Source organism: Mesorhizobium sp. M7A.F.Ca.US.011.01.1.1 (assembly GCF_003998295.1).
In the GTDB taxonomy this organism is placed as follows: domain Bacteria; phylum Pseudomonadota; class Alphaproteobacteria; order Rhizobiales; family Rhizobiaceae; genus Mesorhizobium.
Window position 1 is genome coordinate 1 of record NZ_RZRT01000042.1, and the last position, 21734, is coordinate 21734.

The window sequence follows — 21734 nt, forward strand, 5'->3', positions numbered from 1 at the left end:
GTCCATGTGGGCGTCGTGCAGGACCAGGTCCTCGAGGTGGACGAGTTCGCCCTCGAGCCAGAGCGCGGAAGCCGCGTCGGCAAAATGCTGGCGCTCGACCAAGCCGTCGCGGATCGGCGAACGGGCGATCCGCTCGTCGAGGCGCACCAAAACCTCGGTCGCGCGGGCAACCGGCCCGATCAGGGTTTCCAAGCGCAGTTTGTCGAGCGCGTAAGCCATTGTTTTCATGATGGCTGATTCGCGTTGGTCAAGCTAGTGGGCATCTACCTGGACTTACGTCGTATTTGTTCAGGGAGAAATAACACTATCGATAATCACCTCTTATCGATAGTGATGGCCTTGGCAGTCCAAAGGCGCTAGATTCGGCGCGAGCACCGGCCGCGAGGGCGGCAGAAACCCGCTTGGAAGACGCCTTAATGGAGACTGCCCCTGCCCTGCCGACGTCACGCCGTACGCGACGTGCTGGTGTGCGCCTGGCCTGTCGCGATGGCGACAAACCGGCGCTTGACCGCGGCAAACAACGCCGGCGGCAGCGGCCCGTAATAGCCGCTCTCCGTCTCCAGCGGCCGGATGTCGGGGCCTGGCCAGGCGAACCGGTTGCTTTCCGTCAAAACGATCCACGACCGCTCGCAGTCAAGCCGCAAGCGCAGCTTGACTGCGGTCGGGATCTCGATGGCATCAGCGGGAACGGACGGCGGCGTGTGGGTGATCGGCAGGACACGGACGACCGGAGTGCCGTCCTCCTGCATGGCGACCAGCGCCAGCACCAGGCAGGGCCGATCCTTGCCGCCTTCTTCGCGGCCCTCGCGGTGTTGCCAACGCCAGAGATAGGAATAACCGAAGACATGGCCGACCTTGATTTCAGCCGGCAGCATTTTTTTCCGTCAGGCTTTTTGCCCCGGAGAATTTTTTGACCCAGAGGGTTTTGCCCCAGAGAGCTCGTCGTTGAGATGGTCAAAACCCGGCTCCATTTCGGAGGCTTCGACCGAAGCGATTTCGTCCGCGCTGAGCTCCGCTGTCGGTTCGACCCGCCGGTCGCGCTTCGACAGCCGGACAAAATCCTCGTAGGCCAGCAGCACGGTGCGCGGGCGGCCATTCTTGGTGATGATGACCGGATCGCGGACCGCGGCATCCTGATAGGCGCCAAAGTTTTTCGAGACGGCGGCGGCGGTGACGGTGGTGGTCATGGCCAAAACTCCTTTGTTCCGGAATATACGGGCTTTACGGGCTTTTCGCAAATATCGGGCGGTAACCAGATGGAACCAAGCTAATGACAGGGCAGCTTGCCAACGCCAAGACCGCTGAAATCGTCGCGAGACGGGCCGAAGCCCTCGACGCGCTCGATTCCGTGCTGCCCTTCGACCGTCGCGATTTTCTCGCCGGGCTTTTGACCGATGACGACGTCGCCACCCTGCGCCATCTGGCTAAAGAAGGCATCGGCGCAAATTCTCTGCGGGCGCTGGCCTCCGACCTCGGCTATCTTGAGGCTTGGGCGCTCGCCGCGACCGGGCAGCCGCTGCCCTGGCCAGCGCCGGAGGCGTTTTTGATAAAATTCGTCGCCCACCATTTGTGGGATTTCGCGAAACGCGAGACCGATCCAGCGCACGGCATGCCCGAAGACGTTGCGGCGACGCTGAAATCCCAAGGGCTTTTGCGCAGCGATGGACCGCACGCGCCCGCCACCGTGCGCCGGCGTCTGTCGAGCTGGTCGACGCTGACCAAGTGGCGCGGTCTTAGGGGAAAATTCAATGGGCCGGGGCTGCAGAGCGCCGTAAAACTGGCGGTGCGCGCCAGCGCCCGTCCCCGCGGCCGCAAGAGCAAAAAGGCGGTGACCGCCGATATTCTGGCCGTCATGCTTAAAGCCTGCGCCGGCGATCGCCTCGTGGACGTGCGCGACCGCGCCCTTCTCATCACCGCCTTCGCGTCGGGCGGCCGCCGCCGCAGCGAAATGGCTTCGCTCAGGTTCGAGCAGATCGTCGAAGAAGAGCCCGTGCCGGCCAATCCGAAGAATCCCGACGGCGATAAGCTGCCGTGCCTGTCGATCCGACTTGGCCGCACCAAGACTACACAAGCCGAAAGCGACGCGTTCGTTCTGCTCGTCGGCCGTCCGGTGTTGGTTTTGAAGGACTGGCTCGAGCGCGCCGGCGTCACCGAAGGCGCTGTGTTTCGCGGCATCGACCGTTGGGGCAATCTTGAAAAACGCGCGCTGACGCCGCAGGCGGTCAATCTAATCCTGAAACGCCGCGTCGCCGAGGCCGGGCTCGACCCAACGGCGTTTTCCGCCCACGGCCTTCGCTCCGGCTATCTCACCGAAACCGCCCGCCGCGGCATTCCGCTGCCCGAAGCCATGCAGCAGTCGCAGCATCGCTCGGTGCAACAGGCGTCGAACTACTACAACGATGCCGAACGCACGCTCGGGCGAGCGGCGCGGATAATCGTCTGAGTCGCAGATCGATCCGACACATCACAGCTTACGGCTTCAGCTCCAGGACTGTTGGTTCCGAGACAGCCGCGCTTGTCGCGGCGTGCGCGCGGCCTCCGGTTGCAGCCGACAGAAAGCCTCTCCTGTTCTCCGTTACGCGCCAAACAGCCGCTTGTCCCAGTAGACGGGCTGGTGCAAACCTGTCTGGATCCTCGAAACTCCGGATGCGCCGGATTGATCAGCACATTGCAATCGAGACGCGCCACGACACTCGGCACCAGCAGGATGACGCTGCGCCGTTCTAAACACCAGGTTTCGCCAAATGCCTTGCTCACGGTCGCCGGCATGGTGTCCCAGCCGGGCAGTGACGGCTGCGAAAAGACCTTGTAGCTGAGTTCGCGCGGGATCGAGATTTCGATGTCGTGCTGGTTGGGCGGCAGGCGGCCACTGCCATGTACCAGCTTTTCCAACAGGGCCGTCGAATAGTGCTCGCTCGTGTAGATGATAGGACATCCGCGGGTGTTCCATCGCCCTGGCGATTGTCGAACCGGTCGCATCCAAGATCGGTAGGTGCCGGCCGGACCACCGATACGAAAGGACGATAGCCTGCGATCGAGAGTCTGCGCCGTCACGCAGCCCTGCCGTACTTCAGACCTGCGAGGATATCGACCACGATTTCGGCGCCGAACTCGCTCAGGATAACGATGTCGATCGGTCGCTTGTCCTCAATCAACGGGTGCGGCCGAAACAAGAAATCGCGCGCTTCCTCTTCGTTCTGCCAGACATCGACAGCAAGACTCCAGACGCGGGCCAATCGTGTGCCCTCGTCCGACGAGAGACGATGTGCCGCCTTGCGCCGCTCGTAGGTCGCCTTGGAGATCAGTCGGTATTTGAACTGAGAATCGCCAGGCGCCAGAAGATGCGCAACGCGCTCGAGCGCCCCGATGGGAAGTCCATTCTCGATCCGGGAGATCAGCCCGAAAGGCGACCGCAACGCCACCTCCTCAATGGGCAGCCCCAACACGTCGGCGACATCTCCAAACGCCAGCATCTCACGCTCCATTCCATGTGAGGCAAAACATCGTCTCACATGATGCGCTATGCAAGCCCCGCATCAGCGCGGACCGATCCGCCAACGGCTACCCGGCCATTTTTGCTGTCACAGCGTTCGCCTTCAACGCCGCCATCAGCATAGGCCCGACCGAAAACTCCCCTGCCCTTGCCTTTTCGGTTAGAACCCGCAGGTAGCCGCCCGCCGAGTTGATGTGCTGCGCCCTTTGCAAGATGCAGGCAATCACGATGGCGGCGGTCTCCTGGCCCATCACATGGCAAGCCTCCTCGTATGCTGAGGGCGAAATACCAAGGTAGCCTCGTACCTGGACGGCGGTAATCATCAAATCGCGCCAATTTCCAATGCCTTGCACGGCATAGTCTGAAATTTCCGGGCAGGCTTTCAGCACCAGTCCGATCGGATAGCTCTTCGGTTTCTCGGCGGCTGCCTGGCTTGGCTCGACCGCCGCCCTGCTTTTCTCGAAAGCCGGTTCAAATACAAAAATGGAGTCTGTGTTTGAATCAGATTGCTGCCGCTCATTTTGGGACTCATTGGCGCTAGGATTCATGGAATTCATGAAGTTTTCCAGCATCATATCCACTTCGTCATGAAGTCTGGTCAATTCGGCAACGATCGCCTTCAGTTCGGACAGCCCTGCCCGTCGCGGGATTGCATCTACAATGGCTCTGAACCGTCTCCAGACGGCCTCCCAGTTGCCAGGAACGCCCTCCTCGATCGCGGCCTCGACAAGTTTGTGGATGTCGCGACGATGGAGGGTTATCCGCTCCCTCATTAGCCTGAGCGCCTGGCTGTCGGCGCGCACCTGTTCGGCAGCACGCTGAAACTCAGCGGCCCGTGTCAGCAGCGGCGCCAGTGAGAATCCGAAGGCCTCCTCAATGGCGCCACCCTTCCCTTTCCGGGCGAACCTTTTGCCATTTGGACTGTCGCGGCGGATGATCAGGCCGCAACTCACCAGCTCGGCCAGTTGTCGCCGCAATGTGGAACTGGGCATACCGTGTGTGCGCAGTGACAACTGTGCGTTCGAGGGGAAGACCATCAGACCGTTCTCCTCGCTGATCTGGTCGTCCGGATAGAAGGACAAGAGCCCGCTCAGCACGGCCAGAGCGCGATCTCCCACACCTACGACAACCTTGCCTTCGCACAACCAACGATAGACCTGCCACTTCTCGACGAGGGCTCCATCAGGAATCTCTCGTGATGCCGCGTTCGCTTGCACCAGCGCAAGCGTCATCGGCCGCCGCCCAAAAGGCGTCGTTCCATACCCACTCTCCATTTCCCTCACCTTTCAATCAGGCAAAAGAAATCTGCTCGCCGAAACGGCACCACGACTCTTGACAGTGATTCGGGGAAGTGCGATTCTCAGCTTGCTACAGACTTGAGAAGGGCTTCCGCGACGGTGACGTTCGGGGGCCTTTTTCTTTTGCGGTCTTAGTCTCCTGTTTTCTTCGCCATTTCCGACTCCCGAAAAGCTTCGAAAAGCTCATCGAGCTTGCCGGCAATGAATGCGCCGAAGGGCGACGCTTCCTTGGATTTCAAGGCAAGCGTGAACACTTTTCCCGTGTCGGTGATCTTGGCTCGAACTGATTTATCCTGGGGTACCCAAGCCCGCTCCTGGGGCTTCGATGCCGCCTGCGGGCGCTTCACCGGGGCGCTCACAAAGTCGAACAGACGGGCAAAACGGGCCTCACCGCCTGACTGCGCGAAATCCGCGATTGCCACGCACTCGGCTGCCCTCGCCGCAGCACCAGGATGCTCCATGAGCTTGGCAAGCTGCCACCAGCGGTCTCGGCCAATGCCCTTGGCCGCACCCACCGCAACAATCACCTGCTCTGGAATGGTGCTGATCACAGAACGCATCTTCGAGAAAGTCGTGTCGTCGAGCGAAAGAGCTGATTTCACTGTATCCGGGGAATGGCCTCGCTTGAGAATGCGGTCTGCAAAAAGCGTTCGCTCAATGAAGGACAAATCGGCTCTGGCGGCGTTCTCCTGGCCTTGGGCGATGACATGGTCCCTATCGTCCATCTTCTTGACGACGGCGCGGACCGGTCGGTCCAACTGGCGCGCGACCCTGACGCGCCTGTGGCCAAAGACGGTTTGGAAGCGGCCCGAAACCTCGGGGTGAGGCCTGACCAGAACCGGCGAATCCTGCCCTCTCTCACGAATAGCTGCCAGCAGTTCCTGGAAAGCCTCATCGTCATCGTCCATGCGGTCGGAAACGAATGACGTATCGACCAATGCCGGATCGAGATCGACGACCGAACTCTTCGAGAGTTCCTCGAACGACTGCATAATCGAGCGGGAAGCGCCGCGAGCGGCATAGGCTGAGACGTCCTTGACGTTCGCGACCGACGCCGCGGGGCCCATAACGCTGCCAAATATGTCCTTGCGTGCCATTCAATCGCTCCGATTCTCGGTTAGTCGACTGATTTCACGACTAAAATTCCCATTATTTACTGCCGTAAAACCCGCCGTCATGACCGCCCCCAAGCGCGATGGATGAGCGTCGCGATCTCTGAGTTCACCGCATCCAGTGATTCCAGTGCGCGGTCGTAGGTAGAGCGGGTAAAGGACGACTTCTCGACCTCGTAGAGTGTCTGTTTCGTCAGCCCCGCATCCGAAATGGCCGTCGACTTGAGCATCGGATTTTCCAGAATCTGGCCAGCCAGCATTGACTGCATGAAGCCAACCATCTGCGCCTGCGGGATGTCTGTCGGTTCGTAGCGCGTGATCAGGTAGCGAAACCAATCGAGCTCGATTGCTGCACCGGCCGCCTTGATGGTCTTCAAGATGCCGCCGAGCATCAGCAGGAACTGGCTCATGGACATCAGGTCGAGCATTTGAGGGTGAACCGTGATGAGGACAGATGTCGCCGCCGACATCGCCGTCAAAGTCAGATAGCCGAGTTGCGGAGGGCAATCGACAATCACGACGTCATAGCGGTCGTCCACCTCCGATAACGCCCCTGCAAGCCTGGTGAAGAACTGGCGACCTACGTTCGACGTTCTGTCCTGCATGGCGAGCGGCGTGTCGTACTCATACTCCTGCAGTTCAAGACTGGCTGGAATGATATCCAGACCGGGAAAATTCGTCGGCACGATCACGTCGGAGATCGGCTTGCGCTCGTCGTCATAACGGATCGCCTCATATACAGAGAGGTTCCGATCAAGTTCCGGCTGGAAGCCATGCAAGGCGGACAGCGAGGCTTGCGGGTCGAGATCGACGGCAAGGACGCGATGGCCCGTCAGAGCTAGATGCTGGGCGAGGTGAGCTGCGGTGGTTGTCTTGCCGCTGCCACCCTTGAAGTTGACGACAGCGACAACCTGGAGCTTGTCGCCAGGCTTGCGGTGCGGGACGTATTTCTTGACCTCGGTCCTGCCGTGTCGGTCCAGGAAATGACGCAGCTCAAGCATCTGCTCGGCGGTATAGGATCGGCGTCCCGACGGTATCTGCTCGGGCAGGGGGCCCTTGCGTTCCAGATGGAGGCGCTTCAGATTGTTCTGCGATACTCCGAGATAGTGGGCTACCTCCGCCATCGAAAAGGACCGGAGGGTCTTGGTCGCATTGGGCGGGAACTTCTCCATACGAAGCTGATTCAGTCGCCGCGATATCTCTTCGCCCTGCTCGATGATCGTGTTATCGAACTCGAAGCGTGGCAGCCGCATGGCAATGTTCATTTCTCGTCAAAACCTGAATTGGCGCTTTTTGTAAGCAATCCACTCAACAAGCGCCATTAAGCTCCGATTCGGCCAACCGCGGCAAGAAGTTTTAGGTTAACAAAAGGTCAACGAGCCCGAGGCGCTTTTTACTGCCGGTTGCAGCTGAGGTCATGAAGCCAATGCTCATGTGCGGAAGCCCATATTTGTCCCGCTCTCCTGAGCTAAACACATGTTTTCTCTGCAACAAATGCCATTTTTTACGGCAGTAAAGTCATACTTGTCGGGCAGGGACTGCAAGCGGCCGCACGCGGAACACGGCCGCCTAGATCTCAGTCGAGGTCGGGGCAGGACCGCTGGGCGCGCCAATGGCCGCCCGGAGTTCAGATCACCGTGGACGTGGTCTGGACGCTCGCTCGCGAGAATACACCGGGTTGGGGAGGGGATGCCGGCTCGAGCCGACATTTCTGGACTCGCCGGACTGACTGACGCATTCCCTTGGTGTAGGGCGATAGCGGTGTAGTGCCGGCAGGCACGTCGGGGCGGGCACGTGCGCAAGATCACTTTCAGACTGCTCGCATCTTCATGTTTAGGGCCCGCCTATGTGTGAATTGCCAAAGAACATCGATGCTGACGTGGTGATCGAGATCAGTAAGTTGCTCGATGAGCATCCTCACATGGTTCCGGTCAAGTGCATAAGCTCGCCGGGCTGGTTCGCCAAAGGGTCAAGACCGGTTTACCCGATCAATCCATTGAAGAGTTGGTCGTCGAATGGCCACGACACGCCAATTGGCAATGGTTTTCGATCTGCCAAGCCACGAGAATGTCGTGCCGCTCCCAGTGAGACGATAGGATGAAGACAGCGGGCATCCTCGCCGCTGATCGCGGTCCCTCAAAAAACTCAGTTGCTGGCCGAAAAGCCGTGGGCGGCAGTTCGCTGTCAAATCGATGCTGTGGCGGCGCTCACGCCCCAACCATGCTGGCAGGGTGACCGGATGCAAATGTGGGAATGGCAGGTGTGGGCATGCCAACTCTTGCAGGAGCGCCCCCGAAAGGATCGTGCTTGGCCATTGGCCAACGGTGACCTCGGATGAACAATTTTGGCGGCAAATGTAGCGGACGACAAAGTCCAGGCACGAATCAGACATGCCGGAACCAGGGCAATCAAACGGTCCTCTTCGGATGAGGGCGAGATGCACGGCCGGGCGGTTTAGTGCCGGTCGGAAGGTGAGGGCTTCACCGGCCGCCTTGCGCCGGCTCGCGCTCGGTAAGAAGCGCCAGCAAGGCCGGATTGATATAGAGGTTCTCGCGACCAGCCTTGACTTCTTGCAACAGGCCATTGTCGACGAGGGCCTTCAGATAGACCGATGCCGCCTGTCGTTTAGCTATGCCGGATTGCCGTTGGCATCGACACATCGCCAAATCATGTCGATAGAACCGCAATCTGTCGACATATTGTGATTGCAGCAAGGCGATCGCGCGAACGGAGGTTATTGGTCGGGGCGGGCTCCCTCTAAAGGGGCGTTTACAGCCCGCTTGCCTTGGTGAGGTTGATCCGAAACCGGTCGCGCCGGCACTGATAGCGACGGGTCATCTCCGCGGAGGCATGGCCAAGCTGTTTTTGCACATATCGCTCGTCGACCTCGGCCGAGGAAGCGAGGCCGGCGCGCAGCGAATGCCCAGAGAATTTGGTCCCGCGCTCGCCTTCCGACAGATCGCCACGAACACCGGCAGCCAGCGCGGTGCGCTTGACCAGCCGCGCCACTTCCTGGGAGTTGAGCCGCTCGGCGCCCATGGCCTTGCCTTGGCCAGTGACACGGCGGAACAGCGGTCCGTGCGCGATACGAGCGTGTTTCAACCAGGTCTGCAGGTTGACCACCGGGCAGGTGGCGTCGGAGGAGCCGCGGCCGATCTCGACCTCGCGCCAGCCGGTTTTTCCCCGCAGCGTCACCAGCATGCCTTTGTCAAAACTCTCGATCCAGCCCGAAGAATCTTCGGTCTGATCGCGGCCAACATCGAGGCCGACGATTTCCGAGCGACGCAGGCCACCAGCGAAGCCAAGCAGCAACATGGCGCGATCACGAAGGCCACGCAGGGTGCCGCGGTCGAGGGTTTCCAGCATGGCCATTAAATCCTCGGACAGAATGGCTTCCTTCTGCAGGGGAGGGGAGGCGTGGGTGTTGCGGATACCGGCCAGCACGGTGGCGATGCAGCGGTGTTTCCTGTCCAGTGGTTGGCCACGCTGACTATAATTCCAAGACAGCGAAGAAAGGCGGCGCTCGATCGTCGCCACCGATTTTTTCTCCCGACCAGATCCCGAGGCTTGCGCGGTGATGTAAAGGCCTACGGTCTGAGGATCGGGCGGCAACACCTCGATGTTCTGGCGGCGCGCCCAGGCGCAAAAATGCTTCCAGTCGGCGGCGTAGGCGCGCCGGGTGTTGGCGGAGCTAGCCGCCTCAACGTAGTCGCGGGCGCGATCGGCGAGTTTTCCCAGATGCGCCGGCAGGCCAAACGTTGGCTCCGAACCGGACGCCGGCAGCGGGGCAGAGGACTTTTCGCCATTCTCGGGATCGTGCGCGGTCTGGCTCACAGCGAGCACGACACCGACAATATCAAGCAGGTCGTCGGCCGACGTCTGCGCCGCGAGTTGATCGACATCGGCCCCCGTGCTGTGGGACAATGCGGAGCCCTGCTGAGGGTGATTTCTTGGCTTCTGCTCGATGAAAACAGCCATTTCTCACTTAGAGAGCAAAACGAACGATAATGCAACATTATCGTTCGTTTATCTCGCACGACAGGCGCAGCGCTTTCTATCCATTTCGGTTGCCAAAAGCGCCGCCGTGATTCATCGTGGTTGCGATGATTCTGCGTCCCAAACCTTTTCCGCACCACTACCCCGCGCTTGCCGGTGCCCCTTCCACCGCGCCGATGGGGACTGTGCCGGCCTGGCTGCGCCGGGCCGTCCCGGATGCACAAAGCCTTGCGGGACAAGCCGTAGGGCTAACTGACCTTGAGGATGTCGCGCTCGCCGCCGGCGCTGCCATCGGCGCGCTCGATGCGGTGGTCCGCCGGCAGGAGCGCTGGGCTGGCGCCTGGCGGCAGCGGCTGGCGCTTGCGGCGGCCGCGGCAACGGCAAAGCAGGCGGGCCGCGTCGAAGATGAGGCAGCATTGCGCGATGCGGTGCTGCTCACGCGGCCGGGCGATTTTTTGTCCGTCGGTCCCGCCGGATCGATGCTGCTGGCTTGGCGCCGGCTGGCCGGCACGTCTGCCGAGAAACTGCTGACCGAGGCGAGCATCGGCGCGGTGCTGGATGACCTCGGTCTCCGCCGCGACGACGACGCAGTCGGCGACCTGGCAGATGATCTTCGACAGCTTTCCGCGAGCATCGGAATGGTCGGCATGCTGACCGGCGCGTTCACGGCCGCCGAACGATATGGCTTCGCACGAGCCTTCGGATGTTGGCTCGCGGACGCCCTGCTGGCGCAACGGCTGGGCTGGACCCACGCCGTTCCGTTGTTGGGCGCGGGGGGGGCTTTGGGCACAAGCGGTCGCTCGCGTCGATCGGCAGTCGCCTCTGCCGCGACAAGCACTGAGTCAGATCCTGAGCGCGCCAAAAGTCTGCTTGCCGCCCAGGCGCACGCCGCGCTGCGCGCCATTGATCTTTTCGCCGAACTTGAGCGCCGCGCGGACCGGCTGCTTGCGGTTGCGCCGAAACTCAGGGCCAAGGCGGCGGACGTCGTCGTGGAAAAGCTGCTCTCTGACGACGCGATCGTCGCCTCGGAACAAATCGCCGGCATGAGCGATCGCGGCCTGCGCCGCCTGTTCGACCGGCTGGTCGAGCTCGGTGCCGTGCGTGAACTGTCAGGTCGCGCGACCTTCCGCATCTACGGGATCTGAAAGCGATGGCGGAAGCTACGCGCCGACAAGGGAAGGGACAGTCAGATGACCGTCGAACAGCTGACCAGCTGTTTGACCGTGAGCTGGATCATCTGCCGCCGGAGGCAAGGTGGCGTGAATGGATGAACCGCGTCGAAGCGACCATTTTTGCCGCCAGCGAGCCGGTCACCCGCGAGATACTCACCCGCATCGTTGGCAAAGGTTGCAGCATCGACCTTCTCATCGACGACATCCGCGAAGAGCTGCGCGGGCGGCCCTACGACCTGATCGCCGTCGCCGGCGGCTGGAAACATTTGACCCGGCCTGCCTATGCAGACGCCATCCGCGCTGCTGTAGGTGGAAGTGGGAAGACGGCCGACCTTACGCAGTCGGAGGTTTTGGTGCTGATGTGCATCGGCTACTTCCAGCCGATCACCCGCGCCGAACTGTCGTCTTTCTTCGGCAAGGAGATCAGTCGCGATTTTATTGGTCATCTGCGCGGTGCCGGCCTGATCGCTTCCGGTCCGCGCAGCCCAACGCCGGGCGCGCCCTACACCTATGTGACGACGAAAAAATTCCTGCTGGAGTTCGGGCTCGACACGCTGCGCGACCTGCCGGATTTCGAGGCGCTCGAGGATGCCGGACTGCTATCGAAAGACAAGCTGCTGGCGGGGGACATCGTCCCCGATTTTGCCTCCGACCAAGAGGACGTCGGAGACTAGACGAGCGAATATGCTGCGCGTTGATACCAGGGGTCCCTGGCGTTGCAGAGGTCCAGCGCCATGCCGCTATGCCGGCTTAGCCGAAAGGAGCTCGCGAAGGGATTTCAGCTTCGCTAGCAGCTCGTCGAAAGTGATGATGGACAAACCAGACAAGCTGTTGCGATACAGCTCGAAGGAACGCTTCCGCTCGGTATCCGGGATCATACCCTACACATCGCCACTAGCTCGAGAGCCAACACCCCGTATCTTGAGATTTTTCGTTTCGAGCCGCAGCCGAACGCCGTTATGCTCGGACCGGAGCCAGTGTCATGCCATTTCGATTCGTTCACACCGCCGACATCCATCTCGACTCGCCGCTGCGTTCGCTGGCGATGCGAAACGGCGACCTTGCCGAACTCGTCGGAGACGCCAGCCGTCAGGCGTTTGTCTCCATTGTCGATCTCTGCCTTGCGGAGCGTGTCGATGTGCTGGTCATCGCCGGCGATCTTTACGATGGCGACCAGACGTCGATGAAAACGGCACGATTCCTGGCCTCACAGATGACGCGGCTGGACCAGGCCGGTATCCGGGTTTTCAAGATCCGAGGCAATCATGACGCCCTGTCGCGGATTTCGAAGCAGCTGGTGTTTCCCGACACGGTCACCATCTTCAGCGGCCGTCCCCAATCGGTGCTGCAGACGGCCGGCGGTCTGGACGTCGTATTTCATGGCTTGAGCTTTGCCAGCCCCAAGGCGCCGGACAGCCTGCTGCCCAAATATCCTGCCGCCCGCGAAGGGGCGGTCAATGTCGGCATGATGCACACCAGCCTGGCCGGATCGCCCGGTCATGATATCTATGCGCCTTGCAGTGTGGCCGACCTGCATGCTCATGGTTTTGATTACTGGGCGCTCGGACACATCCATTCTCGCCAGGTCCATCCGGGTGCAAGCACAGCAGTCATGCCGGGAATACCGCAAGGCAGGGACATCAACGAGGCCGGCGAGAAATCCGTTACCCTGGTGACGATACGTGACGACCGCTCCATCGAAATCGAGGAAAGGCTGACCAGTGTTGCACAATTCGAGCGGCTGAGCGTCGACCTGACCGGGACGGTCGAGTGGTCCGAGGTCGTCGGACGAATCCGATCCGCGCTGCAAGACGTCAGGACTGCCGTCAGGTCCCGTCATGTTGTGGTCCGTCTCGGCCTGACCGGAGCGTCGCCTCTATCCTGGGCGCTGATCCGTGACCGCGACCTGCTGCTCGCAGAAGCCGAGCAGGTCGCGGAACAGACGGGTGACACGTGGGTGGAGAAGCTCGAGCTTAACGTCTCGCCGCCCGCAGCGGAAACCTCCGAGGGCATCGCGGATCCGATTTTCGAACTCGCTCAATCCATGCGCACTGACGCCGGCTCGCAAGCCTTCCGTTCCGAGGCGAGGGCACTCGTCCAGAAGATGATTGCCGACCTGCCGCCCGACGGGCGCGACTTCGGCGGCAAGGACGAGGCCGGGTTGGAAGCCTTTCTCGACAGAGTGCTTGACAGCGGCGCCGACCTGGTCACCGCCCGCCTCAAGGCAGGTGGATCGCAATGAGGTTGCGGCGCCTTGACCTGATCCGCTATGGCAAGTTTACCGACCGGACGATCGAATTCGGTCCCAAGCCGGAATCCGGGCCCGACCTGCACATCGTGTTCGGGCTGAACGAGGCCGGCAAGTCGACGGCACTGTCTGGCTATCTCGACCTGCTGTTCGGCATCGAAGAGCGCAGCCGTTACAATTTCCTGCACGAGTACAGTGCCATGCGCATCGGCGGCGTGCTCGAACTCGGTGGCGCCGAGCATTCGTTCACAAGGACGAAACAGCGCAGCAACGCGTTGTTGAACGCAACGGGCCAGCCTGTCAGCGAAGTGGCGATAACGGCTCACCTCGCTGGTCTGTCCCGGGCCGCCTACGCGACCATGTTCTCGCTTGATGACGAAACGCTAGAAGCAGGTGGAAAATCAATCCTGGAATCGCGCGGCGACCTGGGCAAGTTGCTGTTTACGGCGAGCGCCGGCCTCGGGCACGCAAGTGATACATTGAGCGTACTCGAGACCGAAGCGGACAGGCTCTATCGCAAGCAGGCACACGGAACCGAGCTTGCGCTGCTCAAGAAGCGGCTTGCGGAACTGAAGTCCGGGAGGGACGCGATCGACACCTTGGCGTCGACTTATGAGAGCCTTGAAGCCGAGCGTCTCGACGCGACAGAAAAATACGACCGCAGCATCGCCGAACGGTCGGTGCTGTCGGCTCGGCTCGATACGATCGCGAAGTATCTTCGCGCGATCCCGATCCTTGCCGATATCCGACGTAAGGAAGCCCAACTGGCCGAGCTGCCTGAGATCGCTTCACCGTCACGGACCTGGACGGGCAGCGTCGCCGACATGATCGAGACCGACGCCAGTCTGAGAACACGGCTATCTGCGAGTGTGGACGAGCTCGAGCGGGTGACGACGAAAATCGCCTCGGTCGATGTGGATGCGGTGATCCTGGCGATCTCCGAGCGGGTTCGCGGTCTGGCCGACCGCAAAGTGCGCTACGTCTCGGCCGGTCTGGACCTGCCAAGTCGCAGGACCGAGCTGCAGATCCTCAACAATGCCGTGACGATCTGCCTTGCTGCCCTCGGACGATCCTGCGAGCCAGAACCTGCCAGACTGCTCTTGCCTGCTGCAACCATCGGCGCTGTCCGCACCATGGTCGAGCAGCGATCCGGGATCGTTACCAGCGTGCGCGTCGCGCGCGACGAGGCTGCGGCAGCCGCTGATGCGCTTCAGGCGGCACGCGAGCGGGTTGGCGAAGAACGGGCCGTGCCCGAGCCTGCCAGGGCAAGACTGGCCTCGGCTGTGTCAACGGCAAGGGCGAGTGGGCACTTGAGGGAAATCAAGGCGGCACGCGAGGCCGTGGATGCCGGCGCAATTCGATGGGAGGCCGCGATCGCGCGCTTGCATCCCTGGTCGGGAGATGCTCAGGCATTGGCCAGGGTCGCCATTCCGAATGCTGGACAGCTTGGCGCATGGAAGGCGCTTGCAGCAGAGCTCGAAAAGAGCAGGGGCGTCGTTTCCGAGCGTCTTGCCCAGCACCAGGACAATCACGACTTGCTGTCGGTGCGGCTGGATGCCCTTCGTGCCTCGGTCGATGTCACCGACGATGATGCGGCCGACGTCGTTCGGCGTGCCCGCGACGACGCCTGGGCAAGGCATCGCCATGGCCTGACTGGGGAAACGGCGGATGATTTCGCGGCAACACTGGCCCGAGACGACAGTGTCGGCGCAGGCCGTTTGGCCAACGCCCGGGAACTGGTCGAAATTCGCAGCACAAACCGCAACCTCGCAGAAACTGCGGCCACCATCGCGCATGCGCATGATCAACTTGCCCGCAACGGCTCAGATCGGGAGGCTTTGCTCTTGGAAATACGCACGGTCGCCAGAGAGCTGCTCGGACCGTGCCACGAAACATCCCCCGAGCAGCTGATCGAACTGATCGAGGATCGCATCGCTGCCCGCATCGATGCGCTCGGGGCCCGGGAGGAGATCGAGCTTTCGCGCAAGAAGGCCGAGCGGGCGGTTGATGAGGAAGGCCGAATACGGCTGGAGTTGAGCGGCGCGCTGGCGAGCGTCGGCGTCGCTTCGGATGCTGGTGACAGCCTGGAGACGGTCATGGCCGTGGCAGAGCTGTTTCTTGAGAGACAGTTCAAGGTGGACGCAGAGCGCACCGAGGCGCTCAAGACGGTTGGGACAAGGCAAGAGGATCTGGCCGCCAGGCGCCGCGCTGTCGAAGTCGCGGAGCGACGTGAGGATGAATGGCAGGCCGGTATTGCCGAAGCGCTCAAGGGGACCTGGCTGGAGAGTGGCATCTCGGTGCCCGGCATGGGCGGCGTCCTTGATCAACTGGCTGAACTGTCCAAGAGCCTTCAGGACCGGCACGGCATGCAACTGCGCATCGAAAAGATGGTGGCCGACAGGGACAATTTTCTGGTCGAGGTTACGGCCGTTGCAGCCGATGCGGGCGAGGCGGCCGACGACGACGAACCGGAACAGCTGGCGATCCGCCTTGCCCAGCGCCTGGAGCGCGCCGAGCGCATGCGCAAGGCCAAAGCAAGCCTCGTCAATGACCTGCAGCGCCTGCAGGATGGGCGTGCGATCCTCGATGCCGAGGTTTCCGCGCATGAGCGGCGAAAACACGAGGTCCTGAGCGTCTTTGGCGTGGCCACGCTCGCGGAGGTCGTGCAACGCGACGAACTGCTGCGGGACAGGGACCGCCTGCGCACAGCCGTGGCCGAACTTGAGGAGCAGGTGTCGTCCGAACTCGCGGTGGAAGGGTTCGAGCAGGCGCGTTCGATATTGGATGCTGTCGATCTAGACAGTCTCGCAATCGAGAAGGCCGAAGCCGAGCAACGGCTTCACGACCTTGACGAGGCGATACAGCAGCAGCTCATCCGGCAGACACGCGCGACCGACAAACTGGGCGCCATTGGCGGCGACAGCGCTGTTGCCCGCATCGATGCCGAACGGCGCACTGTCCTTCTGGAAATCGAGGAAAAGGCCGTCCGCTATATCGAGCTGAAATTGGGAATAATGTCGGCTGGCAATGCTTTGCGCGTCTACCGTGAACGTCATCGCTCCGGGATGATGGAGCGCGCGTCGGACGCCTTCGCTCTCATGACGCGCGGCCAGTACTCTGGCCTGACAACCCAGCCCGTGAAGGGTGGGGAAGTGCTCATCGCGTTGCAGCGTGACGGGCAATCCAAGGTCGCCGATGCGCTGTCAAAAGGGGCACGTTTTCAGCTCTACTTGGCGCTCAGGCTTGCCGGGTATTACGAGTTCGCACAGTGCCGACCCTCAGTTCCATTCATCGCCGATGACATCATGGAGACCTTCGACCATGTCCGGTCCGAGGAGGTTTTCCGGCTGTTTGGGGAGATGGCCAGTGCAGGTCAGGTAATCTACCTGACGCACCACCAGCACCTGTGCGAGATCGCCAAGGCTGTAGTGCCGGGCGTAGCGGTCCATGAGCTCGGATGAGATTGGACTTCTTGATGCGCTGCGGAAATACCGTGCCGTTCGATTTCCCCTTAGCTCCTAATCGACATTCCAAGCGCCGGCTTTGGTGTCAGCTTTGCGCCTAATGTTCGCCATTAACCGGTCTTGCCCCGAATCCTGAAAGCTGCCGCCCGGAAGGCCGACGCCATGTGGACCGGGGAAATCGGCTTAGTAGCATTTTGAAAGCTGACATCCCATTGATGGGACCTGCGCGATCGAGATTGCGCCGTTAACGGACATCCATCAAGCTGGGTTCTAATCGCCACCCTTTCTACGCGATTCCCGCTGGAAGGGGCTCCATGAACGAGTGAACTGTGAATGGTCGACTGGGTCGTTGTTGGTGCTGGCTTCACCGGAGCCACTTTAGCCGAACGCATTGCGAGCCAGCGCAACGAGCGAGTGCTGGTCGTCGAGCGACGAAACCATATAGGGGGCAACGCCCATGACAGACGCAATGCAGCTGGGCTGTTGGTCCACCAGTACGGACCGCATATTTTTCATACTAACTCCCTTCAAGTTTGGGATTATTTGCGCCCTTTTTCTGATTGGCGTCCCTATGAGCACAGGGTGCGGGCATCGATCGATGGGCAGTTGGTTCCGTTGCCGTTCAATTTAAACACGATCGATGCCGTCTTTCCCGTTGGCAAAGCTACCCGCTACGCGACGCTGCTTACGGAGCGATACGGTGAGGGCGGGCGCATCCCGATTCTAAAATTGATGGCGTTGAACGATCCTCACATGCGGGAACTTTCGACGTTCATCTACGAGAAGGTCTTCCTGACCTACACAATCAAACAATGGGGGCTTAGGCCTGAGGAGCTTTCCCCATCCGTGACCGCGCGTGTACCGGTGCTTGTCAGCCGCGACGACCGCTATTTCCAGGACAAAGTGCAGCAGATGCCCGCGGCCGGATATACTGCTCTTTTTGACCGTATGCTTAATCATCCCAATATTTCTCTGCTGCTCGGCACCGACTACCGCGCCATCGCCACGCGATATCCGTCAGCGCGGATCATCTTTACAGGCCCTATCGATGAATTCTTCAATTACCAGTTTGGCCAGTTGCCCTATCGCACTATCCGCTTCCAGGAGCGGATGATCGAGGCGGCTCGGTTTCAGCCCGTCGGCACGGTCAACTACCCCGGCAAGGAACCCTATACACGCATCACTGAGATGAAGCATCTAACTGGCGAGACTGGGCCGCGGAGCGCGCTGCTCTATGAGTATGCAACCGCGCATATCCCCGGCGTGACGGAGCCTTACTATCCGATCCCTCAGGGCTCCAACCAGACGCTGCTCAATCGCTACCTTGAGCTCGCTCAAAGACGCGATGATGTGTTCTTCTGCGGCCGTCTCGGTGACTACCGCTACTACAATATGGACCAGGCCGTCGGGGCGGCTCTGGCGCTCTTCAGGACCATTTGCAAAGTCGATAGAATGGACAACATTACCGCCTCTTGAGGAGCTGCAAACCCTCGTCGCGGACGAAGGCCGCGCGCCGATCGCGTCACCTTAGGGACGACACTCGGAAGGGCTTGGCCGTTTGGCTAATGTCCAAGTTTCAGCCACCCTCGCTAGATATGGAATTTGCGGCTCAAACCAGATGGTGGGGCAGTCGGCAAAGCCATAGCTAGAGCCGACCTATGGCGTAGGCGTAGGTGTAGGCGTAGGCGTAGGTGTAGGCGTAGGCGTAGGCGTAGGTGTAGGCGTAGGCGTAGGTGTAGGCGTAGGTGTAGGCGTAGGTGTAGGTGTAGGTGTAGGTGTAGGTGTAGGTGTAGGCGTAGGCGTAGGCGTAGGCGTAGGTGTAGGTGTAGGTGTAGGTGTAGGTGTAGGTGTAGGTGTAGGCGTTGGCGTGAGGGTTGGAGTTGGCGTCAGGGTCGGAGGTGTTCCACCACCACCACCACCACTATGTGACAAAATACTTACCGCCGCTAAATTATGCAGCACCAAAGGTGATTTAGCTAGCGTGGGCCGGGCATAGGTGCGTTTCAAGTAGCGTCCCCAATATAGGCGATGACAGCTTTCCCGTCCTATCGCAATTTATCAGTTTTAGGTTGTCAGTCCATCCTGCCCGTCGACTTCCCCATTGGGCAGGTTGATGGGTCGAAACGGATCAAGATCGAAGGCCCAGTTTGCACAATGACATTTCCCAACCTTTGAAAGAGGCTTTCGTTCAGTGTCGCAAATTTCTCCCGTTCGACCGTTCCTATGGCGATGTGAGTGATACCATACTTTGCCAGGATTCTGCAGGCATTGGCGAGCGTTGTCGAGGAATAGAAGCTTGTTACGTCTTCGGCACGAGCGATCATAGCATCATAGTCGCCACGCCAGAGCCATTCGTGATTTTGCCAGCCCAAAACAGTGGGCACACCGCTCATCGCCGAGAGCCTGCCGGCGTCTGTGTAGCTATCGCCCGACGCTTCTATCAGTACGATCCGCTGGCTGCCGTCCTGAGCTGTCAGCCAATCCAGCAATGGCCGATCGGCAGCACGATCTCGATCGATGTAGCCAAGGCCGTCCAGTGTTAGCACATTTGAGGCTAGGGTCTTACCGATCCCCCCATGGGTAGCCCAAGCGTAGGACAGTGTCGCAAAGAGCGGGATGGCTAGAACCGCCGCTAAGGCACACCCCTTGACCCCTCCCTTGTTAAGCAGAAGTCCGATCAAAAGCACGCTGGCCAACATCGCCACTGGTTGGCTGGCAAAGCTGAATTTGAACATGGTGTTTGCGCGAACGTATTCGCCGCCATAGATGTCCTCGACGTAGACTACCTCGGGGAAGGCGACCAGTAACACCGCCAGGACGGCCAACATTGCGGCACTTTTCCACGCTATATCATCACGCGCCCAAAGAAATAGGCCGGTCAAAAGTATTAGGCACGGGGCGGCTACGTGGCCGTAAATGATCGCCAATTGCCAAATCGGCGTATGTGTTTTGGCAAGCTTAAGGTGGGAGGCGATAGGCTTAAAGTTCGCTAGAAAGGGACTAGCCAGCAGGCAGGCAATGGCAATCACAGCAATGCCCCGGAACAGTAGCAAGGTTAAGCTCTTTGCTTTGACTTCGCCCGGCTGCAGCCACAGGAACAAGCCAGCCAGTCCCATCAGGATGCCGTATGACACGGCGTCCCAACTATTTGTCATCGCACTGACTGCGAACAGGAAACCAAGGGCCAATATTTCGCCGGGCGTGGCGCCTGCTGAGGATCGGTCCGCGAGGCGTCGCCCGACAATGCGAAACAGAACTAAAAGAATAAATAAGCCGGTGGGCAGGTTCAGCAAATGCGCATGCAGGTCTCCAACGGTAAAACCGTAGGCTGGCATTTCCGTAAACGCCTTATCGCCTGTTGATGGGTCGAATCCGACATAACGCGTCGAATCAGGATATCGAAATTCCCTGTTTAAGGTGGTCGGCGAGAAGGCGCGGAAGGGTCCATAAAGAACACTGTGAAAATTTCCCCCAAGGGTGACAAGCCCCGCTGCGGATACAGCCAGTGCCATAGAGACTGCCGGCTTGGCCGACCGCAACCCCTCTCGAATGATGCAATACGCCGTGATTGCGGTGAAGGAGAAAAGCACGCCGACCATGAGGTTGTAGCCGTGGTCGGCTGGTACCCCGGAAAGTTTCGTCAGCCAGGCTGCTGCGACATGGCCAAAGTAGTAATAGTTGATCGATTGGCCTGCCCACCATGGGTCGAGCGGAGGCATATAGTCAGCACGTAGCGCGGCATTGATGAAGCCGAAGTCCATGAACTTTTCTAAGTTCCTGATGTCGGGGTTAGCTGAACGCAGTGTGACGCCGGCAAGATAAACTAGAAAAAAAATTGTCTCCCATCGTTGGATTTCGGGCAGCGCCGGCATCGATTTGTTCCTGAGGGAACAAAGAGCGGAAATCGTTACCAACGCAACCAAGCCGACGATGACGCCGTAGCGTTCAAATGAGATCAGCTTGAAGCTGCTGAGTAACCAAGCCGTGTAGGTGCAAATCAACCAGCCGAGAATCTTTCCGGTGAAGTAGGGTGTGGCACCGGGGCCGGGAAAAAGGCGGCTTGTAATCGGCACTGCGAGTAGGCCGGTAACCAAAATGGCCAGCCACATCCTAACTACGGATTCCAGGCTCGCGGCATCAAGCATGGCCGCTTGAGCCTGTCCGGAAAAAGAAAATGTCAGCGACAGCTTTCGCAGACAATCTCGCAAGGCGTCTCAAGTTTAAAGTAGACGAGCCGTGCGGACGCTCACTGTAGCCCACCGTAACTTGTAGGACGCGGATATCGGTTCTTTGAAGCGCACGAGCCGCCAGCAATGCCGATGGTATAACAGATCCAGAGCGCATCCTGCCAATTGCTTCGTCCCAAACCCCATGCGCGAGAAGCTTGTAAGGGGCATTAGCGTCCTTCGCAGCCAACCCGAACTTAGCAGCCAGCAGCAATCGCAACGCTTTCGACACGAACATGCGATGTACCGGGTCTCGACGCGGCCATCGACATCCAAGGAGCACGTCGTAGTCACTCATCATCCGCCAATGCACAGCGAAATTCTCCAGAGACACCTGTCGATCGCTGTCGAGGAGGAGAAGGTGGCCGCCGGATGCCCTGTTCACACCGTTGCTCAAGGCTTGGCCATGACCGGAGTTCGCTTGGTGCAAAGGAACCACCTGCGGGTGCCGAGAGGCCAAAGCTGCCAGGATCTTCCGCGTTTGATCGGTGCTGCCGTCGTCGACCACTATGATCTCCAGGTCAGACACGACCGAAGCGATGTGCTTGAGAACCTCCTCGACGGCGTCGGCGAGGTTACTTTGCTCGTTGTAGGCGGGAAGAACGACTGATAGCGCTGGCATTTTGTGTGAATTAACTCCGGCTCATCACTACACCGCGTTAGCTTTTGAGCGGCAACTATCTTGTCACGCCCACTCGACACCCCTACCTCACGGGTGAGTTCAC

The 21734-nt window shown here is 60.1% G+C and carries 16 protein-coding genes and 2 pseudogenes; 6 read left to right on the forward strand and 12 right to left on the reverse strand.

Going from position 1 to position 21734, the window contains the following annotated elements; all coding sequences use genetic code 11:
* The 3 genes and pseudogenes from EOA13_RS27360 to EOA13_RS27370 form a co-directional block, all read right to left on the reverse strand.
* Window positions 1-219 (reverse strand): annotated as a pseudogene (locus tag EOA13_RS27360) (hypothetical protein); the annotation flags it as partial.
* Between the two features lie 224 nt (window positions 220-443).
* Window positions 444-875: a plasmid maintenance toxin (PemK-like) gene (locus EOA13_RS27365; protein WP_127296702.1), complete on the reverse strand. Its 432-nt coding sequence runs from the start codon at window positions 873-875 to the stop codon at window positions 444-446.
* 9 nt (window positions 876-884) lie between these two features.
* Window positions 885-1187, reverse strand: a complete 303-nt coding sequence (locus tag EOA13_RS27370) for a type II toxin-antitoxin system Phd/YefM family antitoxin (RefSeq protein ID WP_127296703.1) — start codon at window positions 1185-1187, stop codon at window positions 885-887.
* An 83-nt stretch (window positions 1188-1270) separates the two neighbouring features.
* Between EOA13_RS27370 and EOA13_RS27375 the strand changes: the two genes are divergently transcribed.
* Window positions 1271-2443 carry a tyrosine-type recombinase/integrase gene (locus EOA13_RS27375; protein WP_127296704.1) on the forward strand — a complete coding sequence of 391 codons (1173 nt, stop codon included), beginning with the start codon at window positions 1271-1273 and terminating at the stop codon, window positions 2441-2443.
* 132 nt (window positions 2444-2575) lie between these two features.
* Here the strand turns inward: EOA13_RS27375 and EOA13_RS27380 are convergent.
* From EOA13_RS27380 to EOA13_RS27415, 7 genes and pseudogenes are all read right to left on the reverse strand, one after another.
* Window positions 2576-3054: pseudogene (locus EOA13_RS27380) on the reverse strand (RES family NAD+ phosphorylase).
* On the reverse strand, window positions 3051-3473 hold the full coding sequence (locus EOA13_RS27385; RefSeq protein WP_127296705.1) for a DUF2384 domain-containing protein: 423 nt from the start codon (window positions 3471-3473) through the stop codon (window positions 3051-3053). The pseudogene EOA13_RS27380 and the gene EOA13_RS27385 overlap by 4 nt, the downstream one beginning before the upstream one ends.
* Before the next feature lie 88 nt (window positions 3474-3561).
* A complete protein-coding gene (gene repC / locus EOA13_RS27390; protein ID WP_127296706.1) occupies window positions 3562-4767 on the reverse strand; it encodes a plasmid replication protein RepC in 1206 nt (401 codons plus the stop codon).
* A 155-nt stretch (window positions 4768-4922) separates the two neighbouring features.
* Window positions 4923-5888 (reverse strand): plasmid partitioning protein RepB, encoded by a 966-nt coding sequence (gene repB, locus EOA13_RS27395; RefSeq protein ID WP_127296707.1) that lies wholly within the window; start codon window positions 5886-5888, stop codon window positions 4923-4925.
* Between the two features lie 77 nt (window positions 5889-5965).
* A complete protein-coding gene (repA, locus tag EOA13_RS27400; RefSeq protein ID WP_127296708.1) occupies window positions 5966-7168 on the reverse strand; it encodes a plasmid partitioning protein RepA in 1203 nt (400 codons plus the stop codon).
* Between the two features lie 1215 nt (window positions 7169-8383).
* Window positions 8384-8563, reverse strand: coding sequence for a hypothetical protein (locus EOA13_RS27410; protein ID WP_245486246.1), 180 nt, complete (start codon window positions 8561-8563; stop codon window positions 8384-8386).
* Between the two features lie 109 nt (window positions 8564-8672).
* On the reverse strand, window positions 8673-9881 hold the full coding sequence (locus EOA13_RS27415; protein WP_127296709.1) for a site-specific integrase: 1209 nt from the start codon (window positions 9879-9881) through the stop codon (window positions 8673-8675).
* A gap of 125 nt (window positions 9882-10006) precedes the next feature.
* Between EOA13_RS27415 and EOA13_RS27420 the strand changes: the two genes are divergently transcribed.
* From EOA13_RS27420 to glf, 5 genes are all read left to right on the forward strand, one after another.
* A complete protein-coding gene (locus EOA13_RS27420) occupies window positions 10007-11044 on the forward strand; it encodes a DUF1403 family protein (RefSeq protein ID WP_127296710.1) in 1038 nt (345 codons plus the stop codon).
* Window positions 11045-11049: 5 nt separating this feature from the next.
* A complete protein-coding gene (locus EOA13_RS27425; RefSeq protein ID WP_127296711.1) occupies window positions 11050-11745 on the forward strand; it encodes an SMC-Scp complex subunit ScpB in 696 nt (231 codons plus the stop codon).
* 308 nt (window positions 11746-12053) lie between these two features.
* Entirely contained in the window at window positions 12054-13313 is a 1260-nt protein-coding gene (locus EOA13_RS27430; protein WP_127296712.1) for a DNA repair exonuclease, read from the forward strand.
* Window positions 13310-16780 carry an AAA family ATPase gene (locus EOA13_RS27435; RefSeq protein ID WP_127296713.1) on the forward strand — a complete coding sequence of 1157 codons (3471 nt, stop codon included), beginning with the start codon at window positions 13310-13312 and terminating at the stop codon, window positions 16778-16780. Before EOA13_RS27430 ends, EOA13_RS27435 begins: the two co-directional genes overlap by 4 nt.
* A 336-nt stretch (window positions 16781-17116) precedes the next feature.
* Window positions 17117-18259 (forward strand): UDP-galactopyranose mutase, encoded by a 1143-nt coding sequence (gene glf, locus EOA13_RS27440; protein WP_127296714.1) that lies wholly within the window; start codon window positions 17117-17119, stop codon window positions 18257-18259.
* A gap of 596 nt (window positions 18260-18855) precedes the next feature.
* Here the strand turns inward: glf and EOA13_RS27450 are convergent.
* Both EOA13_RS27450 and EOA13_RS27455 read right to left on the reverse strand, forming a co-directional pair.
* The gene (locus tag EOA13_RS27450; RefSeq protein ID WP_127296715.1) at window positions 18856-20928 is read right to left on the reverse strand and encodes a DUF2298 domain-containing protein; all 2073 of its coding nucleotides are present in this window, start codon (window positions 20926-20928) and stop codon (window positions 18856-18858) included.
* Window positions 20921-21631 carry a glycosyltransferase family 2 protein gene (locus tag EOA13_RS27455; protein WP_127296716.1) on the reverse strand — a complete coding sequence of 237 codons (711 nt, stop codon included), beginning with the start codon at window positions 21629-21631 and terminating at the stop codon, window positions 20921-20923. Before EOA13_RS27455 ends, EOA13_RS27450 begins: the two co-directional genes overlap by 8 nt.
* Window positions 21632-21734 lie beyond the last annotated feature (103 nt).

What these genes read in the sequence shown, in the direction of transcription:
- EOA13_RS27365 (WP_127296702.1), bottom strand. Translation starts at nt 875, where the DNA reads ATGCTGCCGGCTGAAATCAAGGTCGGCCATGTCTTCGGTTATTCCTAT.
- EOA13_RS27370 (WP_127296703.1), bottom strand. Translation starts at nt 1,187, where the DNA reads ATGACCACCACCGTCACCGCCGCCGCCGTCTCGAAAAACTTTGGCGCC.
- EOA13_RS27375 (WP_127296704.1), top strand. Translation starts at nt 1,271, where the DNA reads ATGACAGGGCAGCTTGCCAACGCCAAGACCGCTGAAATCGTCGCGAGA.
- EOA13_RS27385 (WP_127296705.1), bottom strand. Translation starts at nt 3,473, where the DNA reads ATGCTGGCGTTTGGAGATGTCGCCGACGTGTTGGGGCTGCCCATTGAG.
- repC (WP_127296706.1), bottom strand. Translation starts at nt 4,767, where the DNA reads ATGGAGAGTGGGTATGGAACGACGCCTTTTGGGCGGCGGCCGATGACG.
- repB (WP_127296707.1), bottom strand. Translation starts at nt 5,888, where the DNA reads ATGGCACGCAAGGACATATTTGGCAGCGTTATGGGCCCCGCGGCGTCG.
- repA (WP_127296708.1), bottom strand. Translation starts at nt 7,168, where the DNA reads ATGAACATTGCCATGCGGCTGCCACGCTTCGAGTTCGATAACACGATC.
- EOA13_RS27410 (WP_245486246.1), bottom strand. Translation starts at nt 8,563, where the DNA reads ATGTGTCGATGCCAACGGCAATCCGGCATAGCTAAACGACAGGCGGCA.
- EOA13_RS27415 (WP_127296709.1), bottom strand. Translation starts at nt 9,881, where the DNA reads ATGGCTGTTTTCATCGAGCAGAAGCCAAGAAATCACCCTCAGCAGGGC.
- EOA13_RS27420 (WP_127296710.1), top strand. Translation starts at nt 10,007, where the DNA reads ATGATTCTGCGTCCCAAACCTTTTCCGCACCACTACCCCGCGCTTGCC.
- EOA13_RS27425 (WP_127296711.1), top strand. Translation starts at nt 11,050, where the DNA reads ATGGCGGAAGCTACGCGCCGACAAGGGAAGGGACAGTCAGATGACCGT.
- EOA13_RS27430 (WP_127296712.1), top strand. Translation starts at nt 12,054, where the DNA reads ATGCCATTTCGATTCGTTCACACCGCCGACATCCATCTCGACTCGCCG.
- EOA13_RS27435 (WP_127296713.1), top strand. Translation starts at nt 13,310, where the DNA reads ATGAGGTTGCGGCGCCTTGACCTGATCCGCTATGGCAAGTTTACCGAC.
- glf (WP_127296714.1), top strand. Translation starts at nt 17,117, where the DNA reads ATGGTCGACTGGGTCGTTGTTGGTGCTGGCTTCACCGGAGCCACTTTA.
- EOA13_RS27450 (WP_127296715.1), bottom strand. Translation starts at nt 20,928, where the DNA reads ATGCTTGATGCCGCGAGCCTGGAATCCGTAGTTAGGATGTGGCTGGCC.
- EOA13_RS27455 (WP_127296716.1), bottom strand. Translation starts at nt 21,631, where the DNA reads ATGCCAGCGCTATCAGTCGTTCTTCCCGCCTACAACGAGCAAAGTAAC.